Source organism: Pseudomonas sp. NPDC085632 (genome assembly GCF_044541255.1).
GTDB lineage: Bacteria > Pseudomonadota > Gammaproteobacteria > Pseudomonadales > Pseudomonadaceae > Aquipseudomonas.
In genome coordinates, this window is the sequence record NZ_JBITSX010000060.1 from 5,357 (window position 1) to 27,205 (window position 21,849).

The 21,849-nt window shown below is 60.4% G+C and carries 19 protein-coding genes; 6 read left to right on the forward strand and 13 right to left on the reverse strand.

Features of this window, described 5'->3' with window-relative positions:
* The coding region (locus ACIF4X_RS26240) for a hypothetical protein (protein WP_397484327.1) at positions 1 to 93 on the reverse strand (93 nt) is incomplete at its 3' end.
* 191 nt (positions 94 to 284) lie between these two features.
* On the opposite strand from ACIF4X_RS26240, the gene ACIF4X_RS26245 reads away from it, so the two are divergent.
* Together ACIF4X_RS26245 and ACIF4X_RS26250 are read left to right on the forward strand one after the other, a co-directional pair.
* A complete protein-coding gene (locus tag ACIF4X_RS26245) occupies positions 285 to 1,682 on the forward strand; it encodes an MFS transporter (RefSeq protein WP_397484301.1) in 1,398 nt (465 codons plus the stop codon).
* Positions 1,683 to 1,691: 9 nt separating this feature from the next.
* Positions 1,692 to 2,216, forward strand: a complete 525-nt coding sequence (locus ACIF4X_RS26250; protein ID WP_008081898.1) for a single-stranded DNA-binding protein — start codon at positions 1,692 to 1,694, stop codon at positions 2,214 to 2,216.
* A gap of 178 nt (positions 2,217 to 2,394) precedes the next feature.
* Here the strand turns inward: ACIF4X_RS26250 and ACIF4X_RS26255 are convergent, their stop codons facing one another.
* The 7 genes from ACIF4X_RS26255 to ACIF4X_RS26285 form a co-directional block, all read right to left on the reverse strand.
* Positions 2,395 to 3,552: a glutathionylspermidine synthase family protein gene (locus tag ACIF4X_RS26255; protein WP_397484302.1), complete on the reverse strand. Its 1,158-nt coding sequence runs from the start codon at positions 3,550 to 3,552 to the stop codon at positions 2,395 to 2,397.
* A 2-nt stretch (positions 3,553 to 3,554) separates the two neighbouring features.
* Positions 3,555 to 4,247 (reverse strand): DUF1190 domain-containing protein, encoded by a 693-nt coding sequence (locus ACIF4X_RS26260; RefSeq protein ID WP_397484303.1) that lies wholly within the window; start codon positions 4,245 to 4,247, stop codon positions 3,555 to 3,557.
* 17 nt (positions 4,248 to 4,264) lie between these two features.
* The gene (locus ACIF4X_RS26265) at positions 4,265 to 4,690 is read right to left on the reverse strand and encodes a DUF350 domain-containing protein (RefSeq protein WP_016983572.1); all 426 of its coding nucleotides are present in this window, start codon (positions 4,688 to 4,690) and stop codon (positions 4,265 to 4,267) included.
* A 15-nt stretch (positions 4,691 to 4,705) separates the two neighbouring features.
* On the reverse strand, positions 4,706 to 5,356 hold the full coding sequence (locus ACIF4X_RS26270; protein ID WP_397484304.1) for a DUF2491 family protein: 651 nt from the start codon (positions 5,354 to 5,356) through the stop codon (positions 4,706 to 4,708).
* Positions 5,357 to 5,555: 199 nt separating this feature from the next.
* Positions 5,556 to 6,254 carry a PspA/IM30 family protein gene (locus ACIF4X_RS26275; protein WP_038362095.1) on the reverse strand — a complete coding sequence of 233 codons (699 nt, stop codon included), beginning with the start codon at positions 6,252 to 6,254 and terminating at the stop codon, positions 5,556 to 5,558.
* A 17-nt stretch (positions 6,255 to 6,271) separates the two neighbouring features.
* Complete coding sequence (locus ACIF4X_RS26280; protein ID WP_397484305.1) at positions 6,272 to 6,940, reverse strand: YjfI family protein; 669 nt, start codon at positions 6,938 to 6,940, stop codon at positions 6,272 to 6,274.
* Positions 6,941 to 7,085: 145 nt separating this feature from the next.
* Complete coding sequence (locus ACIF4X_RS26285; protein WP_397484306.1) at positions 7,086 to 7,640, reverse strand: cysteine hydrolase family protein; 555 nt, start codon at positions 7,638 to 7,640, stop codon at positions 7,086 to 7,088.
* A 101-nt stretch (positions 7,641 to 7,741) separates the two neighbouring features.
* Between ACIF4X_RS26285 and ACIF4X_RS26290 the strand changes: the two genes are divergently transcribed.
* The 3 genes from ACIF4X_RS26290 to ACIF4X_RS26300 all read left to right on the forward strand — a co-directional run bounded on the left by ACIF4X_RS26290 (position 7,742) and on the right by ACIF4X_RS26300 (position 10,791).
* The gene (locus ACIF4X_RS26290; RefSeq protein ID WP_397484307.1) at positions 7,742 to 8,743 is read left to right on the forward strand and encodes a GlxA family transcriptional regulator; all 1,002 of its coding nucleotides are present in this window, start codon (positions 7,742 to 7,744) and stop codon (positions 8,741 to 8,743) included.
* A 193-nt stretch (positions 8,744 to 8,936) separates the two neighbouring features.
* Positions 8,937 to 10,046, forward strand: a complete 1,110-nt coding sequence (locus ACIF4X_RS26295) for a DUF3182 family protein (protein ID WP_397484308.1) — start codon at positions 8,937 to 8,939, stop codon at positions 10,044 to 10,046.
* Positions 10,036 to 10,791: a S9 family peptidase gene (locus ACIF4X_RS26300; RefSeq protein WP_102901724.1), complete on the forward strand. Its 756-nt coding sequence runs from the start codon at positions 10,036 to 10,038 to the stop codon at positions 10,789 to 10,791. Before ACIF4X_RS26295 ends, ACIF4X_RS26300 begins: the two co-directional genes overlap by 11 nt.
* A gap of 93 nt (positions 10,792 to 10,884) precedes the next feature.
* Here ACIF4X_RS26300 and ACIF4X_RS26305 read toward each other — a convergent pair whose 3' ends face one another.
* Genes ACIF4X_RS26305 through ACIF4X_RS26320 form a run of 4 tightly spaced genes read right to left on the reverse strand, consistent with a single transcriptional unit; the run spans position 10,885 to position 14,862 of the window.
* Complete coding sequence (locus ACIF4X_RS26305; protein ID WP_397484309.1) at positions 10,885 to 11,874, reverse strand: lysylphosphatidylglycerol synthase domain-containing protein; 990 nt, start codon at positions 11,872 to 11,874, stop codon at positions 10,885 to 10,887.
* On the reverse strand, positions 11,871 to 13,145 hold the full coding sequence (gene clsB, locus ACIF4X_RS26310) for a cardiolipin synthase ClsB (RefSeq protein WP_397484310.1): 1,275 nt from the start codon (positions 13,143 to 13,145) through the stop codon (positions 11,871 to 11,873). The genes ACIF4X_RS26305 and clsB overlap by 4 nt, the downstream gene beginning before the upstream one ends.
* On the reverse strand, positions 13,142 to 13,939 hold the full coding sequence (locus ACIF4X_RS26315; protein ID WP_397484311.1) for an endonuclease/exonuclease/phosphatase family protein: 798 nt from the start codon (positions 13,937 to 13,939) through the stop codon (positions 13,142 to 13,144). Before ACIF4X_RS26315 ends, clsB begins: the two co-directional genes overlap by 4 nt.
* Entirely contained in the window at positions 13,936 to 14,862 is a 927-nt protein-coding gene (locus tag ACIF4X_RS26320; RefSeq protein ID WP_397484312.1) for a DUF72 domain-containing protein, read from the reverse strand. Before ACIF4X_RS26320 ends, ACIF4X_RS26315 begins: the two co-directional genes overlap by 4 nt.
* 360 nt (positions 14,863 to 15,222) lie before the next feature.
* Here ACIF4X_RS26320 and ACIF4X_RS26325 point away from each other — a divergent pair, with 360 nt between their 5' ends.
* Complete coding sequence (locus ACIF4X_RS26325; RefSeq protein ID WP_397484313.1) at positions 15,223 to 17,316, forward strand: mechanosensitive ion channel family protein; 2,094 nt, start codon at positions 15,223 to 15,225, stop codon at positions 17,314 to 17,316.
* A 141-nt stretch (positions 17,317 to 17,457) separates the two neighbouring features.
* Here ACIF4X_RS26325 and ACIF4X_RS26330 read toward each other — a convergent pair whose 3' ends face one another.
* Complete coding sequence (locus tag ACIF4X_RS26330) at positions 17,458 to 21,744, reverse strand: DEAD/DEAH box helicase (protein ID WP_397484314.1); 4,287 nt, start codon at positions 21,742 to 21,744, stop codon at positions 17,458 to 17,460.
* Positions 21,745 to 21,849 lie beyond the last annotated feature (105 nt).

Consider the following 21,849-nt stretch of genomic DNA (forward strand, 5'->3'; position numbering starts at 1 on the left):
GCCGGTGATGACGATCAGTTTGTCCCGTGGCAGGGTCAGGTCGATGTTCTTCAGGTTGTGGGTACGGGCCCCACGTATCAGGATCTTGTCCAAAGTGGCCTCGCTCGGCGGGCGTCGAAAACGTAGGAGTATACGGGCAAATACTGGATGGATGCACACTATCAAGCGAAGGGTTTTTTGCCCTGGATGAAGAGAGTTTCATCTATACGCGTCAAAGCGTCGCGATCTACCCCGTCTTTCGATGGGACTGGTAGAATCGCCGCCGGTTCACACGAGGTTTTTCCATGCACGATCCCCACAGCGAACGCATGAGTGGCAGCGAGACCCGCGCGGCGAGCGGTCTGGCCCTGGTGTTCGCCTTCCGTATGCTGGGCATGTTCATGGTGTTGCCGGTACTGGCGACCTACGGCATGGATCTGGCGGGAGCGACCCCGGCCCTGATCGGGTTGGCCATTGGCGCTTACGGCCTGACCCAGGCGATTTTCCAGATTCCGTTCGGGATCATTTCTGATCGCATCGGTCGTCGCCCGGTGATTTACCTCGGGTTGATCGTTTTCGCCCTCGGCAGTGTCCTGGCGTCGCAAGCCGACTCGATCTGGGGTGTGATTGCCGGGCGGATCCTGCAAGGCGCCGGGGCGATATCCGCCGCGGTCATGGCACTGCTTTCCGACCTGACCCGCGAGCAGCACCGTACCAAGGCAATGGCGATGATCGGCATGACCATCGGTTTGTCATTCGCCGTGGCCATGGTCGTCGGGCCGTTGCTGACCCGTGCGTTTGGCTTGTCCGGACTGTTTCTCGCCACCGGCGGCATGGCGCTGGTGGGCATCGTCATCGTGATGTTCATGGTGCCGAAATCCACCGGGCCGCTGACTCACCGCGAATCGGGCGTGGCGCGCCAGGCGTTGATGCCGACGCTCAAGCATCCTGATCTGCTGCGTCTCGATCTGGGCATCTTTGTGTTACATGCCATGTTGATGTCGAGCTTCGTCGCGCTGCCGCTGGCACTGGTGGAAAAAGCCGGTTTGCCCAAGGAGCAGCACTGGTGGGTCTACCTCACCGCGTTGCTGATTTCGTTCTTCGCCATGATCCCGTTCATCATCTATGGCGAGAAGAAACGCAAAATGAAACGAGTTTTGCTCGGCGCCGTCCTGACGCTGATGCTGACTGAGCTATTCTTCTGGCAGTTCGGCGACAGCTTGCGGGCTCTGGTGATCGGCACGGTGGTGTTCTTCACCGCGTTCAATCTGCTGGAAGCTTCATTGCCGTCGCTGATCAGCAAGGTTTCACCGGCGGGTGGCAAGGGCACGGCCATGGGCGTGTATTCCACCAGCCAGTTCCTCGGTTCGGCACTCGGCGGGATACTCGGCGGCTGGTTGTTTCAGCATGGCGGTCTGTCGGTTGTGTTCCTTGGATGTGCCGGGCTGGCTGCACTTTGGTTGGCCTTTGCTGTTACCATGCGTGAACCTCCCTACGTGACGAGCCTGCGTTTGCCGTTGTCGCCCGAGGCGATCCGCGAAGCGGGTCTGGTCGAGCGCCTCAAGGCCCTCGTAGGGGTAACCGATGCAGTGATAGTTGCTGACGAAGCAGCTGTTTACATCAAACTGGACAAAGAATTAGTGGATCGCGACACCCTCGAACGCCTGGTGAACAACCCGGCCGGGGCTGCTTGCGAAGCCTAGGAGAACGTTATGGCCCGTGGGGTTAACAAAGTCATATTGGTCGGTACTTGCGGCCAGGATCCCGAAGTTCGCTACCTGCCTAACGGTAACGCCGTGACCAACCTGAGTCTGGCCACCAGCGAACAGTGGACCGATAAACAAACCGGTCAGAAAGTCGAGAAGACCGAGTGGCACCGTGTTTCGATGTTCGGCAAAGTTGCCGAAATCGCCGGCGAATACCTGCGCAAGGGTTCGCAGGTCTATATCGAAGGCAAGTTGCAGACCCGTGAGTGGGAAAAAGACGGTATCAAGCGTTACACCACCGAAATCGTGGTCGACATGCAAGGCACCATGCAACTGCTCGGCGGCCGTCCACAACAGGGCGACCAACAAGGCGGTGGCAACAACTACCAGCAATCCGCTCCGGCCCCACGCCAGCAGGCTCCGCGTCCGCAGCAGTCGGCTCCACAGCAGCGTTCGGCCCCGGCTCCACAGCAGGCCGCACCGCAACCGGCGCCGGATTTCGACAGCTTCGATGACGATATCCCGTTCTGATTTGCTGTTGTAAACCGCTGCAAATAAAAAGGCCCGTCGCTTATGCGACGGGCCTTTTTTGTGACTGCAAAACACCGCGATCAACTGTAGGAGCTGCGGCACGCTGCGATCTTTTGATCTTGAAAAACAGAGTCAAAAGATCGCAGCGTGCCGCAGCTCCTACAGGGGGATTTGTTTTTCAGTCGAGGATCAGGTGCGGCAGAAACCGGCTCGAATCTTTAGTGATCAAACTGTTGTCCTCGCGTACACCAATCCCTGCAGCCTGATCGCCAATCACCCATGAACCGATCAGTGTGTAGCTGTCGCCGAATTTTGGCAGCGGTGCAAATTCTTGCAGGATAAAGGGGGCATCGGTGTAGGGCCCATCCTCTTTGACGATCAGACCGTCAGCCGTTTGCAACTCAATGTTCGCGCCTTCGCGGGAAAAGTACGGCTTGCGCACCCAGCCTTTTGGCACTGCGCTGGCCGGATTCGGGTCGAGATGCGCCGCCAGCAGATTCGGATGGCCCTTGTGCAGCTCCCACAACAACGGCAACGCGCCCTTGTTCGACAGGATCGCCTTCCACGCTGGTTCGAAAAACTGCGTATCGCACTTGGCAATCGCCGCGCCGAATGGCTCGTGGAAGATGAATTCCCAGGCATGTAACTTGAACAGGTGGGGGATCCAGCGATCTTCCAGGTCGACGAAACGACCTTCAGCTGTCAAACCGATGTCTTCGATATCGATGTGCCGTGATTCGATGCCGACCTTCTCGGCGATCAAACGCAGGTAATCCGTGGTGCCCTTGTCCTCGACCGAGTCTTTCATCGAGGCGAAGTAGAACGGCCGCTTCAGTTGTAACTCGGCGAAGGCCCTGTGCAACTGGGTGTCGATGCTGTTGAACTGGTCGGCATGGCGCGGCAGCGTACCGCGCTCGATGCATTGTTCCAGCCAGCCCCACTGAAATGCCGCCGCTTCGTAGAGGCTGGTCGGCGTGTCGTAGTTGAGTTCCAGCAATTTCGCCGGGCCGTTGCCGCTGTAGGAAAAGTCCATGCGCCCGTACAGGTGCGGATGACCTTCCAGCCAGGACGTGCGGATCATGTCGTAGTACGGCGCCGGAATGCTCAGGCGATCCAGCAATTCTTCGCTGTGCACCACGCGGTCGACCAGGTCCATGCACATCTCGTGCAGTTCGGTGGTCGGGTCCTCAAGATCGTTTTCGATTTGCGCGAGCGTGAACTGGTAATACGCGCTTTCGTCCCAGTACGGCTCATCATCGATGGTGTGGAACATGAAGCCGAGACTTTCGGCAGTCTGTTTCCAGTCTGGCCGCTCGGCGCAGAGGATCTTCTTCATCGTCAGCTGCTCGAACGACCGGAACTGCTGCCCCAGCCACCCCAACCGCTGCGGGCGCTGGACTGACTGCCGAAGCCGCCGCGTGATGTCGATGAGGCCACATTGACCGGTTTGCTTTTGCTGCTTTCGTAATCCGTTTGGCTGCGCGTCGTGGTTTCGGCTCTGCGGTACTGCGTCGAGGTGTTGTACGGCTGGCGCGTTTCGCGATCGCGGTAAACCGTGCGCTCGGCGTTGTTGCTCATCGCGTTGCCGATCAGCCAACCGGTTAGCCAGCCGTTTCCGCCACCGCCACCGCTGGAGACGTGCGAAGTGCTTTGCACATTCTGCGCCGTTGCATTACCTGCAGGCATCTGCGCATCGGCGATGGCGTCGAGGTTCTGCGCCGGCTCACCGCTCGCAGGCACTTTGAAGCCGGCGAGTTTCGGCACGAAGCGGCCGTCAGAATTCTTTTGGCACCAGTCAGCGGCAAAGTCCGCATCGCATTTGGCCTTGTCGTCGTACGCCGGGGCAATGCGCCGGTGTTCGGTCAGGGCGGCGACATAGGCGTTGGAGCAAACATCGGCGGCCACTTCGGCGTCGACGCACTGTTCCACATTCTGGAAACTGCGTGGTTGATCTGCGGCTGTCGCCTGGCCGGAAATGGCCATGGCCACCGAGGCGGCGAGGGACAACTGAACGTATTTGCTGCGTTTCATCTAAGGCTTCCTGCCGATCAGTTGGACGGTGTCATGCACGCGGCGTTGAGCATGCCGACGCTGATCGCGACCGCAGCGACATAGATACCCGAAGCGATTTCACCGTTGGCGATGCGTTGCGAAGTGCCTTTGAGCACCAGCCCCGTGGCGAGGAATGCCAGCAGTTGCACCACGGCGGCAATCACTGCCCAGAGCACGAAGTCGAGGACGTTGACCGAAAACGCAATCACGTTACTGGCGGGAATCGCGAAGCCGATGATCGCGCCGGCCAGGGCGATGGCAGCGGCAACGTTGCCGGAGCGAATCAGCTCGAATTCCTTGTGCGGGGTGATGCGCGTGTAGACGAATTGAAACAGCATGAACAGCAGTACGGCGCCGATGAGGTAGACGACGAAACCGACCAGGGCGGTTTTGTTCAGGGAAACGGCCAGCACTTCCAGCATGAAAAACTTCCTTTTTTAAATGGTGCTCAGATCTGTCGTGTACAGCGAGATGCCGAGCGAGGTGCTCAGGCTGACGGTGCCTTCTTCGTCCTGTTCGACGGAGAACAGCAGCAATTCGCGGCGATCGGTCAGGCCGGTCTCGCGCGCATAAAGCATTGAGTGGTGTTCGATGGTGTAGCTCTCGTCCGGATTGACCACTTGTTCGGTCATCGGTACGAGTTCGGTCTGGCCTTGTTCGGTGCCCCACTCGCGGGTGTATTCGACACCGCCGTGGTTGTAGCCGGGCAAGCCGATCTGGCTGTTGGGGCCGGCCAGGCGCTGCAGTTCGGCATCACTGTTGACGGTCACGTAACTGAGGTAGTTGAACAGGGTGACGGATTCGATCTGATCGTCACCGGTGACGTGGATCTGCAGCCAGAAATCCTCGTCGTTCATGTAATAGCGGTGCAGTTTATTGGACTGGCCGAGGTCGACCCAGCCGTGGCTCCAGATCGCCTGATCGAAGGGCACTCGCACTGTGGTTGAGCCATCGAGCAACAGCGCCAGCGTCGTATCGAACCTGATAGCCTTGCCCTGAGCCATGCCGAGTGGGCCACTGGCAACGGTCGGTGTTGGCGCAGCGGTCTGCCAGTTGCTGGTGCCCAGCAAGTCTTTAAACCATCCCATGGGTACGTTCCTTGAAGCGGGTGGAAGTGTTCGTCGGCGAAAAAACGTCGCTAGTGTACCGGGCTGAGCGACGAACGACACGCCGCAAACCATGTGGGAGCGAGCTTGCTCGCGAAGAGGGCGTATCAGTCAACAATGATGTCGACTGATACGACGCTTTCGCGAGCAAGCTCGCTCCCACAGGTTTTTTGCGCAGTGCTTACTGAGCGGACTTTTGCTTCAGACGCTCGAGAATCGCATTGGCGCTGCCTTCGTTCGGCGTGATGCCGGCGTCGCGCAGTTTGCGTTCCAGATCGTTGCCTGTCGAAGCGTCGGCCAGTTCGTCGGCAGCGCTCAGTTCAGCCGCGCGTTGCTGCTGCTTGGCCTGCAGACGGTTCAATGTACCGACGGCGGTTTCCAGTTTGCCATTGGCGCCGCCGCTGGCAATGGAAGCGCTGACCTGGGCTTTCTGCACGCTTTCGCGGGCCTTGGCCATGTCCACTTGCTGGCGCAGGCTCTTGATACGCGACTCGGCCTTGCTGATGTCTTTGCGCATGTTTTCGGCGTAAGTGCCGAACTCGTCGCTTTGCTTTTTCTCAACATCCAGCTCGTTGGTCAGGGTCGAAATCGCTTCGGCCACTTCCAGCGCCAGGTCTTCACGGCCGGCGTTCAGCGCCGAGACGGCTTTGGCTTCCAGATCCTTGATCTTGGCGTCGTACTCGCTCACGCGGTCGGCGGCCAGTTTGTGCTTGGCCATGATGGTGACCAGTTCGCGACGAGCGTTCGACAGCGCGCTGTCGGCATCGCGGATTTCCTGATCGAGGATGCGCAGGGCCTGTTGGTCGGCAATCGCTTCGCCGACTTCATTGGCACCACCGCGCAGCGCGGTGAACAACTTGCTCCAGATGGACTGAGTCATTGGATATTCCCTGTTGATTACTTGAAGAAGTGTTCGAAGGCTTCACTCGCGCGCTGCACGTTGTCGACCAGGGTTTTCACCTCGGTCACCACGTTGGTCAGGCTCGAGTCGGCGCTGAGGGCGCCAAACATGTTGTAAACGGTCTGCCCGTTCGGCATCGACTCGATACCGATCGACGACAGGGGGAACATTTCCCGGCTGCGCAACACGGCGTCGTTGAAGGCCGCTACGTTCGAGATCGAATCGATGTCCACCAGCACGGTGTCGACGATGATCTGCTGGCCGGCCAGGGCGATGTGAATCGGCAGACCGCCGAATTCGTTCATTTCCAGCTTGATGCTGGGTTCGGAGCTCTGGATCAGCGACAGCGTGATCTCTTGCGAAGCCACCTCGTCCAGGGCCTTGAGGGCGCTGAAGAGGCTATCGATGGTCCAGTTGTTGCCTGCGCTCATGTAATTCTCCGACATGAAAGAGCCAGCCAGAATCGGTTGGCGTAGCTGTTGCTCCATTTGCTTGAGCAAGCTTCGGTTTTCGGGAAGCACCCAAGTTTCGTGTTTCACATAACCGGCAGCGGCCAGACCCGCGCGCATCTGCTTCATATAGAAGCTTGATGGTTTTTTCGCCGACGGTTTCGCGCGCTCCCCCTTGGGGCTCTCTGATTTCGCGGTGGGGGAACGGCTTTTCATGGCAATGGCTCGGTTATGAACATCTCACGCGTGAGCCACACTACAACCAATTCAAAGCGCCATCAATGGCTCACGCGTGAGATTTTTATGACAGGCGAAAAAAGGCCCGCTGCAGCGCGGGCCTGGATTTCTTGCAGGATATGACTCAGCGAGTGGCGGCGAGGAATTCGTCAGTGGAGACCACGTTGGCGTAGGCAAAACCCAGCGCTGACATGAACGCGGCGTGGACGTGGGCGGCCGGCACCGTAAGCCCGTTGAGCTCCAGGTCGCGGCTGGCGCAGGCGTCGTGAATCACCGAGACGGCGTAACCCAGATCCGCCGCCGCACGGGTGATGCCGTCAACGCACATGTGGCTCATGCTGCCGACCACCACCAATTCCTTGATGCCTTGTTCTTCGAGGATCGCTTGCAGTTCGGTTTCGCGGAACGAGTTGACGAAGTGCTTGAGCACCACCGGTTCATCGGCACGGTTGAGTACCTTTGGGTGCAGCTTGGCGCCCTCGGAACCCGGGGTGAAAAACGGCGCATCCGCTGAGGTGAATTCGTGGCGAATGTGTACCACCGAATCGCCTGCCTCGCGGAACGCGGCGATCAGCCGGGCGGCGTTGTCAGCAGCCGCGTCGGCACCGGCCAGCGGCCACTTGCCTTGGGGGAAGTAGTCGTTCTGGATATCGACTACGATGAGCGCTTGCTTGGCCATGGGTGTGTCCTCGATGTATTGGCTGGAAGTGGCTTCAGTATTGGCGCTGAACAGCGATTCGGGGATTGGCCGCACCGACAATAGACAGGGGAAAACTGACAATGGGCGCAGAAAGGGCCGCCATCGCTGAATTGGGCGTGCTGATCTATCCGGGCGCGCAGATGGCAGCGGTACATGGTCTGACTGATCTGTTTGCGGTGGCCAACCGGATTGCTGCCGAGCATCAGGCTGCGCAATTGCCGGTACTGCGGGTCAGTCACTGGCAGGTCGAAGGTGATCAGCCGCCGACGCGGATTTACACCAGCCATCCAGGGGACGACAGCGCTTTGCTGGCGGTGTTGATTCCGCCATCGATCGGCGGCTTTTCGGCGGCGCAAATGCCGGTCAGTCTGGCGCGATGGTTACGCGATCAGCATGCCCGCGGGGCGACGCTCGGCGGAGTTTGCGTGGGCTCGCTGCTGCTCGCCGAAAGCGGCTTGCTCGACGGACGTAGCGCCACCACTCACTGGACCTCTGCCAAGGCTTTTGCCGAGCAATATCCGAACATCAGGCTCAAGGCCGATACGCCGATTGTCGATGACGGCGACCTCATCACTACCGCAGGCTTGATGGCGTGGTCGGAACTGGGTTTGCGTCTGGTCGACCGCCTGCTCGGGCCGAGCATCGCCACCGCCACTGCGCGATTCCTGGTGATCGAGCACAGCGACAGCGCCAGTGAGTGCGGGAGTAATTTCGCGCCGATTCTGAGCCATGGCGACGCGCCGATTCTCAAGGTTCAGCACTGGCTGCAAAGCACTGGCGCAACCGATGTTTCGCTGACGGCGATGGCCGAGCGGGCAGGCTTGGAGGAACGCACGTTTCTGCGCCGGTTTCGCGGGGCGACCGGGTTGAAACCCACCGAGTATTGTCAGCACTTGCGGGTGGGCAAGGCGCGGGAAATGCTCGAGTTCACCAATGGCACTATCGATCACATTGCCTGGACGGTCGGATATCAGGACCCGGGGGCGTTTCGGGCGATCTTCAAGAAGATCACCGGGCTGACGCCGAGTGATTATCGGGCGCGGTTTGGTGTGACCCCGATCTCGAAAGCATCCATTACCTAATGTGCGAGCTCTATGGACTATAGATCGTGCAATTTGCCGGGGTTTTGCAAGCGTTCGTGCAGATTGAGACAGGCGTGGTGCCAGTACGAATCTAGCAAGTTTCTGATTGGACTAGAATTTTCGTAGAGCGGCCGTTGGCCTGATCTCTGCACCTCTCACCGCTACAGTCATCGAACCGATGGAAGGGGGACGCATGACCCCGACACCCCGCAGGAAAATTGTCGTCGCCCACTCGGTGCGCCCCGACGCACCACAACATGAAGTACAGACCAACAAAGCGCTGGCGCGATGGCTGGCGCAGATTCTCGGGTGCAAGTTCGGCGGCAGCTATGACGCTGAAAAACACCACGGTCGTGATCTGTATTTACTGCCGACGCAAACCATTGTCGGCCCTGCCAGCGCTCACGCACTCGGCATCAAGGGACCGGGTGATCTGTGGGGCGGGTTCGTCGAGCACGACTTCATCTGCACCAAAGCCATCAGCCACGGCCTGCGCAGTCATCTGGCTCACGCGCCGCAAGGCTGGTCGCCATTGTTTTCCGAGCGGGTGCGCAATGTAGTACTCGATGGCCTCAGCGTGTTTGCGCTGGACGATGCACGCCCCGCCGCCGAGCACCTGCTGTACGGCGGTCCGATACGCATGAAACCGGTACACGCCTGCGCAGGTCGTGGCCAGGAAGTGATCGAGAGCCTTGATGCCTTCGATGAAGTCCTCACTCGCTCCGACATTGCAAAGCAGTTCAGCGAGGGCGTGGTGCTGGAGCAGGACTTGAGCGACGTTGTCACCCACAGCGTCGGCCAGTCGTTCATCGGCGATAAAGTGCTGAGTTACTGCGGTGATCAATACTTGACCAAGGACGCTCACGGCGAAGAGGTCTACGGTGGCTCGAATCTGCTGGTGGTGCAGGGTGATTATGACCAACTGCTGAAGTTGGACCTGCCCGACGATGTGCGTCTGGCCATTGAGCAGGCGCAGGTTTTCGACGCTGCCGCCGATGAAGCCTATCCACGGTTTTATGCCTCGCGACGCAATTACGACATTGCCCAGGGCCTGGACAGCAACGGCAAAACCCGCAGCGGCGTGCTCGAACAATCCTGGCGCATGGGCGGCGCCAGCAGTGCTGAAGTCGCGGCGCTGCAAAGCTTCGTCAACGATCCGGGGATGCGCGCGATTCGCGTGTCATCGGTGGAAACCTACATTGATCAGCCGCTGCCTGCGGATGCTATTGAGGTCTATCGCGGCCCGGCTGAGAACAGCGAATTTCTCCTCAAATACGTAACGGTCAAATCCTATGACGGCTAGAAGCGAAAGCATTCAAATCGACATTGATGATGAACAGATGAGCGGGACATTTCTCAGTCCCAAATCGAAAGTCCCGGGGGTGTTGTTTGTGCATGGTTGGGGCGGTAGTCAGGAGCGTGATCTCGAGCGCGCCAAAGGCATTGCCGGTCTTGGTTGTGTGTGCCTGACATTCGACTTGCGCGGGCATACCGGCGGCACCGGGATACCGCTGACCCGCGTTACCCGCGAAGATAACCTGCGTGATTTGCTCGCGGCCTATGACCGCTTGCTCGCGCATCCAGCGCTCGACACCTCGGCGATTGCCGTGGTCGGCACCAGTTATGGTGGTTACCTGGCGGCGATCCTCACCTCGTTACGCCCGGTGCGCTGGCTGGCGTTGCGCGTGCCAGCGCTGTATCGCGACGAGCAGTGGCACACACCCAAACGTGAGCTGGACAAGGCGGATCTGCGCGATTACCGCAGCACGCTGGTGCGGGCTGACACTAATCGGGCACTGCATGCCTGTTCGCAATTCACTGGCGATGTGTTGCTGGTGGAGTCTGAAACCGACGATTACGTGCCCCACGCGGCGATCATGAGTTACCGCGCGGCGTGCCAGCAGACCCATTCACTGACACACCGGATTATCGACGGCGCCGATCATGCGTTGAGCGAACCGGTGTCGCAGCAGGCTTACACCTCGATTCTGGTGGACTGGATTACCGAGATGGTCGTGGGTGAACGGTTGAGCATTATCCAATCCTGAAGATCAAAAGATCGCAGCCTTCGGCAGCTCCTACATTTGAAATGTATTCTCCCTGTAGGAGCTGCCGAAGGCTGCGATCTTTTGATCTTGATTCTAATGTCTGGGTTTCTTCTCTATTCGCAGCGCCTTGGCCTTGGCCTCAACAACCAGATACATCACCACCGTAATCAACAACGGCAACAGAAAATAAATTGCCCGATACGCCAGCAACCCCGCCACCAGACTGCCCCGCGAAGCCTCGTGTTGCAGCAGCGCCACAAACACTGCCTCCAGCACCCCAAGGCCCGCCGGAATATGCGTGATGACCCCGGCAATCGCACTGATCAACAACACGCCCAGCACCAACGGATAATCCAGTTTGCTCGGCAGCAACGTGAAGATCACCGCCGCCATCAGCGACCAGTTCAACGCCCCCAACAGCAATTGCAGGACGGCCATGCGCAACGACGGCAGATTGATTTCCACCCCGCGAATCGACCACTCACGGCGCTTGGAAAATTGACACGCCGCGAGATAGCCAGCGCTGATCAGCAGTAACAGCACACCAATGCCTTGTAGCGCATCGCTGCTGACTTTCCAGCCCGGCGGCATGCTCACCAATCCGCTGCTGAACACCGCGCCGGCGATGGTCATGTAGCCGAACCAGTTGGTTGCCAGGCTCAGACCGAGAATCTTGGCGATGTTGCTTTTACTCACCCCAAGGCGCGAATACAGCCGATAACGCATGGCGATGCCGCCGACCCACGCGCTCAGGTTCAGGTTGAACGCATAGCTGATGATCCCCACCGGCAGAATCTGTTTCCAGGTCAGGTCCTGGCGAATGTAGGTACGGCCGATCAGGTCGAAACTGGCGTACACCAGAAAGCTCAGCAAGGTCAGGCTGGCGGCGATGATGAGCGTGCGTACCTTGAAGTCGGCGAGGGTTTGCAGCACTTCGGCCCATTCGATGCGCGTGGCAAACATCGTCAGCAACACGATCAGCGCGAGGAAAAACAGCAATGTCAGTGGCCGTTTCCAGCGACTCCATTTCGAGTGCACGGCTGGCGTCGAATGCGGGGTGGATTGCGCTTCGGAATGGCTCATGGCGTATCACCTCGAAAAGGCTTGAGCCTTGGTTTGTGCGCCGGCAGCCAACCGGCCATTGCCGGAAAATGCCGCAAAAAGTGGAACACCAGAAAACCCACGGTCATGTGCCAGATGCGCCCACGCGGGGACTTGCTGGCGTCCATGGCTTTGCAGTGGTTCTGGCTGAGGTCTTCGAGGCGCTCGAACAAATGCTGATTGAAAGCGCGGTCGCGGATCAGCACGTTGGCTTCCAGGTTCAGCGACAGACTCAGCGGGTCGAGATTGCTTGAGCCGACCGTGCTCCACTCTTCATCGACCAGTGCGACTTTGCCGTGCAGCGGGCGCTGGCAATATTCGTGAATCTGCACGCCTGCCTTGAGCAGGTAATCGTAGGTCATGCGCGCGGCAAGCTTGGCCACCAGCATGTCCGGTTGCCCTTGCAGAATCAGGCGCACCTCGACCCCGCGCCGCGCCGCATTGCGGATTTCCCGCAGCAAGCGGTAGCCGGGGAAAAAATAGGCGTTGGCGATCACCACGCGGCGTTTGGCGCGGCGCAGTACCTGCAAATACACGTCCTCGATATCGGTGTTGTGTTGATCGTTGTCGCGGAACACCAGACGTACCTGACCGTCGTGATCGTTGAAGGCCATTTCCGCGCGGCGCTGGCGCCGGCGTTGCCACCAGAATCTTGCGCGCCCGGGGCGACCGCTTTGCAGCAGGGCGAAGTGGTGAATGTCAGCGACCGCCGGGCCCTGGACTTGCACCGCATAATCCTGCTTGGCTTCGGGGCCGAAATCGGCCAGGTGATCACCGGAAAAGTTGATCCCGCCAATAAACGCGATCAGACCGTCGACCACCACGATCTTGCGATGCAAACGGCGGAACCAATTGGTGCGGATGCCCAGACGTTTTGGCGCCGGGTCGAAGATCTGCAAATGCACGCCGGCTTCGCTCAGTGCGGTGAGATAGGCGGTAGTCAACTCGCCACAACCGAAACCGTCGAAGCTGACGGTGGTACGCACGCCACGCCGGGCCGCGTCGATCAGAATTTCCTGCAACTGGGCACCGACCTTGTCTTCGAAAACGATGAAGGTCTCGAGGAGGATTTCACTCTTCGCCGCGCGCATCGCTTCGAACACGCGAGGGAAATACTCCTCGCCGTTTTCCAGCAACTCGACGCGGTTGTTGCCTTGCCAGCTGTACTCCACATCAACGTGACCGGGCTCACGTATCGGCGGGGTGATGGCGATCGGTTCCACGGCGGATTTCTCCAGCGGCGCGCTGCTCATAGTTCGATCTCCACCGATAACGGGACGTGGTCGGAAAGGTGCGACCACGGTCGGTTCGCGAGAACTTTCGGCAGGCTGGCCTTGAGGTTGCGCACGTAAATACGGTCGAGCCGCAGTGTCGGCAGGCGCGCCGGGAAACTGCGCGCCGGTTTGCCCTGATGCTCGGCAAATACTTCGCGCAGGCCACAGGGTTTGAGTTGGGCATCGGCGCGCTGGCGCCAGTCATTGAAATCGCCGGCGACGATTACCGGCGCGTCGTCGGGCAATTCCGCCAAGCGCTGCATGAGCAAATCCAGTTGGGCGTTGCGATGGCTTTCGCGCAGGCCCAGATGCACGCAGATCGCATGGATCTCGACACCGTCGCCGGGCAGGCGCAGCACACAATGCAACAGACCACGGTTTTCGTGGCCGCTGATCGACACGTCGAGATTGTCGTGGCGGATGATCTGGAATTTCGACAGCAGCGCGTTGCCGTGATCGCCCTCCGGGTACACCGCGTTGCGCCCGTAGGCGAACTGCGGCCAGAGGCTGTCGGCGAGGAATTCGTATTGCGGCATCGTTGGCCAATTGTTGTAGCGCTTGGGATGCTGTTCGTGGGTCCCGTGGACTTCCTGCAGAAACACCACGTCGGCTGCCACGCTGCGCACTGCTTCGCGGAGCTCCGGCAGGATGAAGCGCCGGTTGAGCGCCGTGAACCCCTTGTGGGTATTGACCGTCAGTACGGTGAACGTCCGCACGGACGGCGCAACGACCGAGCCTTCATCGGTGAAGCCGACCGGTTCTGGAATGCTCATGCCAGCACCCCTTCGTCCGCGGGTTCGCCGGGGGTGGTGGCGAGGTCCTTGTCCAGCTCGAAACGATGCAACAGATCGCGCGCGTCATACGGTGCGCGGACTTTGATGTCGTTGTCGAAATAGCAGAACACTTCACGGGATTTGCGCGCACGCGGCTTTAGCCGTGGGGCGATCAGGTGTGCGTCTTTGGGTTGCTGGCCGTGGTGCCAGGCGTCGATGCGCTCGGCCCAGCGTTTGAGTGCCGGTGCGGTGTAGCCGCTGGCGTAGAGTTCTTCGGCACCGTGCAGGCGCAGATAGACAAAGTCGCTGGTGAGGTCTTCGCGGTACGGCCATTTGTCCGCAGTGTCGGCGATCACCAGCGCGGTGTTGTGACGTTTCAACAAGCGCACGAACTCCGGATCGATAAAGCTCTCGTTGCGGATTTCCACGGCGTGGCGCAGCGGTTTTTTACGCCAGGCTTTCAGGCTCGCGTGGCCGTGCAGGTGGGCATCGTGCTGATGGGCGAGGGTGGCGGCGGCTTCGGTGTCGTGGGGCAATAATGCGAGGAAGTGTTCGAAGCGCTCAGGCTCGAATTTGAAGTTTGGCGGGAACTGCCAAAGGATCGGACCGAGCTTTTCCTTGAATTCCAGCACCCCGGAGGCGAAGAAGTTCGCCAGTGGTTTTTCGATCTCGCGCAAGCGGCGGATGTGGGTGATAAAGCGCGGCGCCTTGACGCTGAAAACGAAGTCGTCGGGCGTTTCGGCGTACCACTGCGCGTAACGCTCGGGCCTCTGCAGGGCGTAGAACGATCCATTGATTTCGATGCTGTTGACCGCCCGCGACGCGAACTGCAATTCGCGTTTCTGTGCCAGACCCTTTGGGTAGAAGTCCCCGCGCCACGGTTCGTAGCGCCAGCCGGAAATACCGATGTGGATCGTTGCCATGCCGCCCTCCGTCGAAAGTCCTCGTGTTGCCGGTATCTTTTGATGACTGCGGGCGGTTCGGGAAAGTTTCGATGGCGTTACGGACGGTCACGTCCAAGGCAAAGATCAACAGCGCTCCCCCTCACCCCAACCCTCTCCCCCAGAGGGGGCGAGGGGGAAGGGAGCAGATCTGCAGGGTTCTTAGGGTTCGAGTTCGACTCAGGACTTTCAGGTCGGTGCAGCCAGATCAGGCAACTCGGTCAGCTCGCTCTCCCTACAGGCGGTCCGACGTTTCGGGAGGGCTGGGGTGAGGGTGCTCTTGAACTTGCCGCACAAATATCGATCAGTTCCTTACAGGTTCAGTCACGGGAGATCGGAGTTTTGGTCAAGTTCAGGATCGCCATTGTGCTGGGAGCACTGCTGTTTCTCGGCGCCAGTGAAATCGACGCCGCCGCATTGCCGGGTGTCCCGGCCACCACCGAAGAAGCGGCCAAACCTGAACCGATTGTGCAGGGCGGTCTGCTCGGTGCGATCAGTTCGAGCATCGATGACGTCCAGGACAAACTCGACCTCAACGAACACTTGGTCGATGCCTGGCGTCTGCGTGCCGATCGTGCCGCCGATGAAGTCGACAAACTGGTCAATCAACCGTCGAACCGCTCGGGCTGGAGCGTCGCCGGGGATTTCCTCACGCTGTCGGGCGTCTGGCTCGGCAGTTTCGCTTTATTGACCGTACTTGGCAGCCTGTTGGCCAAACGCCTGCGTGAGGGGCGATGGCTGCGCACCCGTCAACGCAGTCAGGAGCTGCTCGGTTACTTGCTGCCGTACACCGTGCCGGCGCTGATCTGTCTGCCGCTGACCCTGTACGTCAGCCATTTTCTGCAGGCCTCGGTGGGCCGTGCACTGGCGCTGTGTCTGGCCTACGCCACTAGCAGCGGCATCTTTTCCACCTCGATGTTGCTGTGCGTGGTGGTGATGTTCAACGTCGGCCATAAACGCCCGGCCGCGAGGATTATCCGCAACTACTGCCCGCGACCGCTGTTCCTGATCGGCTTTCTCGCCGCCCTCAGTGATGCGCTGACCAGCCCGCAGATCGCTCGCCAACTGGGCGGTAACATCACCAGCAGTATCGCGGTGTTCACCGGGTTGATCGCCTCGATCATTTTCGGTTTGCTGGTGATTCGACTACGTCGCCCGGTGGCGCATCTGATCCGCAATCGTTCGCTGAGCCAGCGCTTGAAACAACCCTCGCTGCAGGAATCGCTGCGGATTTTCTCGGGGCTGTGGTATTGGCCGATTGTGCTGATGGTGCTGGTCTCGGCGGTCAATCTGATCGGCATCGGTGAGGATAATCAGAAGGCCCTGCGCTGTGCACTGTTCACCACGGTGTTGTTGATCGGCACGGTATTCCTCAGCACGATCCTGCAGCACCTTTTCAAATCACGAAAGGCCGAAGCGATCCAGCGCAGCAGCGCCTACAAGGAACGTTTCCTTAGCCTCTTGCATGCCTTGCTGCGGATCGTCATCGCCATTGCCTTCATCGATATCCTCGGGCGGATCTGGGGCGTGTCGCTGCTTGATTTTGCCCAGAGCAGCACGGTCGGCCGGGCGATCAGCAACGCGCTGAGCAGCATCGGCCTGATCTTTTTGGTGACGTGGCTGTTGTGGGTGGTACTCGACACGGCAATTCAGGAGGCTCTGAAACCGCCGCTCAGCAAACGCGCGGCGCGCCAGCCGAGTACGCGGGTGAAAACCATTCTGCCGCTGCTGCGCAACGCGATCAAAATCATCCTCGTGGTGATCTGCGCGATCACCACCATGGCCAATCTGGGGATCAACGTCGCGCCACTGCTGGCCGGTGCCGGAGTGGTCGGTCTGGCCATCGGTTTCGGCTCGCAGCAACTGGTGCAGGACGTGATCACCGGGTTGTTCATCATCATCGAAGACACCCTGTCGATCGGTGACTGGGTGGTGCTCGATTCCGGGCATGCCGGCACGGTCGAAGGACTGACCATCCGCACTCTGCGTCTGCGTGATGGCAAAGGGTTTGTGCACTCGGTGCCGTTTGGTCAGATCAAAGCAGTGACCAACCAATCGCGGCAGTTTGCCTTTGCGTTTTTCTCGGTGCAGTTCACCTATGACACGGACGTGGATAAAGCCATCGAGCTGATTCGAGAAACCGGCGATTCGATCCGCGAAGACCCGTTCCTCAAGTACAACCTGCAAGGGCCGCTGGATGTGTTTGGCGTGGACAGGATGGATTTGAACGGCGTGGTGCTGACGGCGCAGTTTCGTACCGTCTCGGGTGGACAGTATGCGGTGAGCCGGGCGTTCAACCAGCGTTTGAAGAAGCTTGTGGATAACACCGAAACCGTGCATTTCGCGCAGACTTATCCACAGCAGGTTTTGTTGCCTAAGCGGTCGCAGGAGGGTGAGGTAATGGCGAGCGAGGTGCCGCAGGAATCGCGGACGTAACGGCGGGATTTGTGGTGTGAGTGCTGGCCCCATCGCTGGCAAGCCAGCTCCCACAGGGTTCGGGGTGATGCTGGAATAGAAGGCACACCACAAATCATTGTGGGAGCTGGCTTGCCAGCGATGGGGCCAGAACAGCCGACATCAATGCCGGATCAGCTTGCCGCGTATCTGCTCCATAGAGATCTGATCCAGCTCCAGCCAGAACTGTTGCTTGCCGGCAATCTCCGCCGCTGCCGGCAACCCATCGCGATACACCAGCCGATTGCTCACCAGCGCCGGCACTTTCACCCCCGGCAATAACGTCCCGGCCAGATTCAGCGGATCAACCCCACACACCGCCACCAGGCTGCCGTCATGCGGCCGCCGACGTACTTCGCGCAACAACGGAATCGCCTCAGGCAAGGCAAACTGTTCCCCCGCCAGACCACTGACAAACCGCCCGCCACGAATCTCGCCCCGCGCTTCCAGCCGATGAAACGTACGCAGCAATTCGCGCCAACTCGGCAACCAATCCGCCTCACGTTCGAGCAGGCGCCAGAACACTACGCCGTAACGCCGCAACAAGGTCATCGCGACGTGCTCCAGTGTATCGCTGTTATCCACAGCTGCCCCGCGCCGCAGCAATGCCCAACGTCCGGCATCGTCCATCCCACCCACAAACGCCCCGCGCCCGCGACGACTGCTGCGCTGCTGGCGCTTGCTTGCCGGGGTGATCAACGCGCGCAGGCCAGCGAAGCTGTCGGCGTTCACCAGGCCGGCGCCGACCAGCTCCTGCAAGGCGATTTCCAACTCGGTGCGCAGCAGGTGCGCTTCATGAATCAGCTCATCGAAAAACAGCGCACCGTGCTGACTCAAGGCTTCAAACACTTTCTGGGTTTTCGGCGACAGTTCGCTCACGGGCGTCTGTTCCGCCAGTGCACTCCAAAGGCCGACCTGACTGCGCGGCAGCAACACAATTGGTGTGCTGCGCAACGCCGTGCCACTGACTTTTTGCCGGGCACTGAGGCGCGTCCACACCAGTTTGCCGTTGCGGCAAAGGTCATCCAGCCAGCTCGGTGAATAGTCCTTGAGACGGGCCGGGAGAAGATCGCTGTCCCACGCCGAAGCCGCCGCCGCGTAACCCTCAAACTGACCGACAATCGCCGGCAATACGGCGCTGCCCTGACCGCGAGTCGCGGGCGACAGGTGCTGCCAGTCGAACAGAAACCGCATGAAATCCTGCAACGCCACCGGTTCGATCTCCCGGCGCAGGCGCTTGACCGTGTAACGATGAATGCGCGCGAGCAGGTGCCGTTCGCACCATTCCTCGATGTTGAGTTTCGGTGTGAATTGGCCGCGTAGCACATAGCCTTCGCGTTCCAGTCGGGCGAGGGCTTGCTGGACCTGGGCGGGCGGTAACGCGAGCGGTTCGGCAATAGCGGATAACGGCAGTGGGCCGAAGGCACCGAGGCGGGCGCGGATGACTTCGACCAGCGCTTCGTCGAACGTCCAGGCTTCATCGAAACCTGGCAGCGCCTCCACTTCGTCATGCAATTTGGCCTGTGGATAAAGCGCTTGCAGGCAGGTCAGGCGTTCGCGGGGCAGCCATAGACGATGCTCGGCATCGACTTGCAAACGGCAGGCGCGTCCGCTGCTCGCCAAGGTTTCCAGCCATGCACGCCAACCTTCGTTCGCTTGCACTTCAGCCTCGCTGAGGCTCGCGAGGCTCATCAGCGCCTCATGCATCTCGTCCACAGCGTTCGGCGTCGGCCACGCTTCCTCGCGCACGGCGGCAATCGCGTCCGCATCCAAAGCACCGAGATCATCGATCGTTTGTGGATCGCTCCAGCGCCGGTTGATCACTGCCTGGGTACGACGTTCTTCCAGCGGCGCATCGTCGAGAAAGGTGTACGGCCGCGCGCTGAGAATTTCAGCCGCCAGCGGCGAGGGCGCCGGCAGATCGCGGCTGATCAAGCGCACCTCGCCATGCTCCATGCGCCGCAGCAGATTGAGCCAGCCTTCGCTGTCCATCGCTTCATGCAGACAATCGTCCAGGGTCTGCTCGATCAACGGGTGCTCGGGGATTTCCCGCTCACCGGCGAGGTTTTCCAGGCAGGCAATCTGATCGGGAAACACGCTGGCAATCAGGTCTTCGCTTTTCATCCGCTGCAACTGCGGCGCGACTTTGCGCCCACCGGTAAAGCGCGGCAGCGCCAACGCGACTCCGGCGTTCCAGCGCCAGCGCACGCCGAACAACGGCGCATCGAGTACCGCTTGAATGAGGATGTGCTCGGCGCTGTTGCTGTGCAGGTAACGCCAGACGTCATCGAGTTCAAAACTGTGGCTGGTGGACAGCGACAGCACGATGGCGTCTTCGCTGGCGGCAGCCTGCAATTCGAAATTGAAGGTGCGGCAGAAACGCTTGCGCAGGGCCAAACCCCAGGCGCGGTTGATGCGGCTGCCGAACGGCGAATGGATGATCAATTGCGTGCCGCCGGACTCGTCGAAAAAACGCTCCATCAGCAGTGTGTTTTGCGAGGGCAGGGCGCCAAGGGTCTGCCGGGCACGGGCCAGATACTCGACCAGTTGCTCGGCGCTGGCGCGGTTGAGGCCGAGGGGCTGCGTCAGCCAGTCGAGCGCCGGTTGCAGATCGCCGGGACTGGCGCCGAGCAACGCGTCGAGTTGCGCTTGCAGGCGAGCGACAGCGAACGACAGTTCATCGCTGCGCCCCGGTGCTTCGCCGAGCCAGAACGGAATGGTTGGCGGCTGGCCGTGGGCATCTTCGACCCGCACCTTGCCGGTTTCCACGCGCAGGATGCGATAGGAGGTATTGCCGAGCTGGAAGACATCGCCGGCAATGCTTTCCACGGCGAAGTCTTCGTTGACGCTGCCGATGTTCAGGCCTTGCGGCTCGAGCATTACGCTGTAGTCGGCGTTGTCGGGAATGGTGCCGCCGCTGGTCACGGCCGTCAGTTGCGCGCCACGCCGGCCACGCAAAGTGCGGCTGACGGCGTCGCGGTGCAGGTAGGCGCTGCGAATGCCCTGGCGACCGTTGTAGCCTTCGGCGAGCATGCTCAGCAGGGCCTGATAGTGTTTTTCGTCGAGATTGCGATAGGGCGAGGCATGGCGGAACATCGCCAGCAAGGCGTCCTCCGGCCATTCCTGACAACTGACCTCGGCGATGATTTGCTGCGCGAGTACGTCCAGCGGCGCTTCGGGAATGTGCAGGATATCGAGTTCGCCACGGCGCACGCAGTCGAGCAGGGCGGCGCATTCGATCAGGTCGTCGCGGGTGGTGGCGAACAGGCGACCCTTGGGCGTGCCGCCGACCTGGTGCCCGGAACGGCCAACCCTTTGCAGAAACCCGGCGATGGAGCGCGGTGAGGCGATCTGGCAGACCAGATCGACTTCACCGATATCGATGCCCAATTCCAGCGAGGCGGTAGCGATCAATACCTGCAGTTCGCCGCGTTTGAGCCGTTGTTCGGCGTCGAGGCGTAATTCCTTGGCCAGACTGCCGTGATGCGCGGCAACGGCTTGTTTGCCGAGGCGTTCGCTGAGGTGCCGGCTCAACCGCTCGGCGAGACGCCGGGTGTTGACGAAAATCAGCGTGGTGCGGTGCTCGCGGGCGAGTTCCGCGAGGCGGTCGTAGACCAGTTCCCAGACATCGTTGGCCATGACTGCCGACAACGGCACTGGCGGTACTTCGATGCCCAGGTCCCGTGGCCGCGCGTGGCCAATGTCGATGATTTCGCAGCGGCGCTCATGGCCGACCAGAAATTGCGCCACGGCTTCAACCGGTTTCTGCGTGGCGGACAGGCCGATGCGGGTCAGCGGTTCGGCGCACAGTGCTTGCAGGCGCTCAAGGCTCAGGGCCAGATGACTGCCGCGTTTGCCGGCGGCCATCGCGTGGATTTCATCGATGATCACCGTGCGGGTGGTGCCGAGCATTTTCCGCCCGGATTCGGATCCGAGCAGCACATAGAGGGATTCCGGCGTGGTCACCAGAATGTGCGGCGCCGATTTGCGCATGGCCGCGCGTTCTTTCTGCGGGGTGTCACCGGTGCGCACAGCGGTGGTGATTTGCAGCTCGGGCAGATTCATCTGCCGCAGTTGCCCGGTAATCCCGGACAGCGGATTTTGCAGGTTGATGCGGATGTCGTTGGACAGCGCTTTGAGCGGCGAGACATAGACCACCAGCGTTTCATCGGGCAGGCCGTCGGGGTTTTCCAGGCCACGGTGCACGAGGTCGTCGAGCACGGCGAGAAACGCGGTGAGGGTCTTGCCGGAGCCGGTGGGCGCGGCGATCAGCGTCGAGCGGCGCTGGCGGATCAACGGCCATGCGCGGGCCTGGGCGGCGGTGACCGTCGGGAAGGTTTTGCTGAACCAGGCGCTGACGGCGGGGTGAAAGCCTGCCAGGGCCGCGTCCGTGGGGATGGGCAGATTCATGGCTTAAGTTATGCGGGCGCGGGTGGGAAGATGCAAGTACCGCTCAGGATCTTCAGCGTCTGGCAGGGCCTCATCGCTGGCAAACCAGCTCCCACAAGGATTGCG